The organism is Bacillota bacterium, from assembly GCA_040754675.1.
Taxonomy (GTDB): domain Bacteria; phylum Bacillota; class Limnochordia; order Limnochordales; family Geochordaceae; genus Geochorda.
This window is the reverse complement of sequence record JBFMCJ010000517.1, coordinates 1-2,821: the sequence shown is the minus strand read 5'-3', so window position 1 is coordinate 2,821 and position 2,821 is coordinate 1. Positions and strand designations below refer to the sequence as shown.

The window sequence follows — 2,821 nt, the reverse complement described above, 5'->3', positions numbered from 1 at the left end:
GGGTGGCGGCGGAGCTGCTGGGGATGGGAGCGACCCAGGTCCTGTTGACCACCTGCCGGAAGTGGTCGGTGGTGGTCGGGGTAGTGGGTGCGGGGGGCGGGTTGTTTCCCGGCACGCACGGTGCGGGAGGTGGTCCGCCATAGGGAGCGTGGCGGCGGTGGTACTGGCGGCCGGCGTTTCTGCGCGCCTGGGGCATGCGAAGCAGCTCTTGCCCTGGGAAGGAGAGCCCCTGCTGGTGCACGTGGTGCGGCAGGCGCTGGGTGCCCGGGTGGACCCGGTGATCGTCGTGCTGGGTCACCGGTTCGGGGAGATGAAGCAGGTGCTGGAGCCGCTGGTGGCCTCGGCGCCCGGCCGCCTGCGGCTCGTGTACAATCCCTCCTACCTGGAAGGCGGCCAGTCCTCGTCGGTGCGCGTGGGGGTGGGAGCGCTACCCGGTGGTGCCGCCGGGGTGGTGATCCTCCTGTGCGACATGCCCCTGGTCAGGGCGGATCACATCGACGCGCTGGTCGCCCGGTACGAAGAACTCAGGTCGACGAGGGGGGAGCGGTCGATCATCGTGCCGAGTTGCCGCGGGCGGCGGGGGCATCCGGTGCTCTTTGGCCGTGGCTTTTTCGGTGACCTGGCGAAGGTGCAGGGAGACCAGGGGGGGCGTGCCTTGCTGCGTGCCCATCCGGAGGCGGTGGTAGAGGTACCGGCGGGGGAAGAGGTGCTGGTGGACCTGGACACCTGGGACGACTATGTCGGGCTGCTGCGGGGGGCCGGTTCCGGTAGCCAGGAGAGGAGAGAGGCGGACGGGCGGCCCGGCACGAAGGTGGTGGACCGGTGAGGCTGCGGTACAAGGTCTGGCTGGAACACGAGGAGCTGGGCAAAGCGTTCGGCGACGGCCCGCTGGAAATGCTGGAGCGGGTTGAGCGGTTGGGTTCCCTGCGTCAGGCTGCGGCGGAGATGGGGATGTCTTACAACAAGGCCTGGTATCTCGTGAGGAAGCTGGAGAAGGCGCTCGGGTTCCCGCTGCTCGAGCGCCGTTCGGGAGGCCGGCATGGGGGCGGCTCCGTGGTGACGGCCCGCGCGCGAGAACTCATGGTACACTACCGCCGTTTCCGGGAGCAGGTGGCGCAGGATCTGGCCGAGCTGTACCGGCGGAACTTCGCCCATTTTGGCTGGCCGGAGGAGCCGGACTGAGTCGTCGAAATGGGGGTGGTGGCATGGGGGTCCTGGAGGAGATCATCTCCACCGCGGATGGTGATGCGCCGGTCAGGGAAGTGAGGATCGGCCCCTTCTGGACCGGGGTGTGGAGCCGCAATTGCGGTCTGGCTTCCACGGTGTTCGAGCACGAGCACTCATCCGGTCCCCCGGTCCGGGAAGCCGGTAATCTCACCAGCATGACGGCTCGGGGGTTATGCAGCTACGGGGGGAGTGGCAGTCTGCTTGAGCGCAGCGTAGCTCTTGCTGCGCTGAATTCGCTCCTCGAAGTGGATCTCGCGCGGTGCCGTGAGGTGAATGCGGCGGACCTGTTGGTCGAGTGGGGCCAGGGGAAGAGGGTGTGCGTGGTGGGTCACTTCCCCTTTGTGCCGCAGTTGCGGGAGGTAGCCGGGAAGCTGTGGGTGCTGGAGAGGCGGCCCCGGGAGGGTGATCTGCCGGCTGGCGAGGCGGAGCGCGTGATACCGGAGGCTGACGTGGTGGCCATCACCGGCACGGCTCTCATCAACGATACCATGGACGACCTCCTGGGCCTTTGCCGTAAGGATGCCCTGGTCATGGTACTGGGTCCCACGACGCCTCTTTCGCCTGTTTGGTTCGACCACGGGGTGCAGCTTGTTTCCGGCACGGTGGTGACCGATCCACCCACGGTGTTGCGCTTGGTTTCTGAGGGAGTTGTGTTCAACCAGTTTCACGGTAGGGGCGTGAGGTTGGTCACGCTGGTCAAGGATCCCGGCATTGCGGGTTGAAGCGCAAAGATGCTCTGGCATGGGGGGGAAGACAGGACCATGGACAAGAAGGCTGTCATTCTGGCCGGGATCGTCGTGGGCCTGGTGGGAGCGGGGCTGGCTTGGTTGGGGAATCCGCCCAACATGGGCCTGTGCGTAGTGTGCTTCACCCGGGATGCGGCTGGTGCTCTGGGGTTGCACCGGGTGTCGACAGTGCAGTACCTGCGGCCGGAAATCATGGGGTTTCTCCTGGGTTCCTGTCTGGCTGCGGCGTTCGGTCGTGAATGGCGGGCCCGCGGCGGGTCAAGCCCTGTGCTGCGCTTTTTCCTGGGCATGGCCGTTGCCATCGGTGCCCTCATTTTCCTGGGGTGCCCGCTGCGGATGGTGCTGCGCCTCGCGGGCGGGGACCTCACGGCCCTTTATGGATTTGCTGGCTTCGCGGCGGGTGTGTACGTAGGTGTTCTCTATCTTCGGGCGGGGTACTCCCTGGGGCGGAGCCAGCCGCAGCCCCGGGTCAACCGGTTCCTGGCGCCGCTTTTCGCCCTGGCCCTGCTGTTCCTGCTGGTCACAAGGCCATCCTTCGTGTTCTTCAGTGCCAAGGGCCCGGGTTCGCTGCACGTGGCGGTGCCGGTGGGGCTGGTCGCTGGCATGGTGGTAGGGGCGGCGGCCCAGCGCACGCGCCTGTGCATGATGGGTGGCATCAGAGACGCCATTCTACTGCGGGACTTTCACCTGCTTTCGGGTTTTGCGGCCCTCTTTCTCGCAGCGCTGGCGGCGAATGCAGCGTTGGGCAGGTTCCACCTCGGGCTGGCCAACCAGCCGGTTGCCCATGCCGATGGTCTCTTTAACTTCCTGGGCATGGCTGGCGCCGGCTTGGGATCCGTATTGCTGGG

The 2,821-nt window shown here is 66.8% G+C and carries 4 protein-coding genes; all 4 read left to right on the top strand.

Features of this window, described 5'->3' with window-relative positions:
- Positions 1 to 148: 148 nt before the first annotated feature.
- Positions 149 to 826, top strand: a complete 678-nt coding sequence (locus tag AB1609_20040; protein ID MEW6048734.1) for a nucleotidyltransferase family protein — start codon at positions 149 to 151, stop codon at positions 824 to 826.
- Entirely contained in the window at positions 823 to 1,182 is a 360-nt protein-coding gene (locus AB1609_20035; protein MEW6048733.1) for a LysR family transcriptional regulator, read from the top strand. Before AB1609_20040 ends, AB1609_20035 begins: the two co-directional genes overlap by 4 nt.
- Positions 1,183 to 1,205: 23 nt before the next feature.
- Positions 1,206 to 1,949, top strand: a complete 744-nt coding sequence (locus AB1609_20030; GenBank protein MEW6048732.1) for a DUF364 domain-containing protein — start codon at positions 1,206 to 1,208, stop codon at positions 1,947 to 1,949.
- Between the two features lie 39 nt (positions 1,950 to 1,988).
- Positions 1,989 to 2,821 (top strand): YedE family putative selenium transporter (gene yedE / locus AB1609_20025; GenBank protein MEW6048731.1); only part of this gene is annotated, 833 nt, incomplete at its 3' end.

Bases quoted from the DNA above. Each gene is read 5' to 3' on its own strand.
- AB1609_20030 (MEW6048732.1), top strand. From the start codon at position 1,206: ATGGGGGTCCTGGAGGAGATCATCTCCACCGCGGATGGTGATGCGCCG.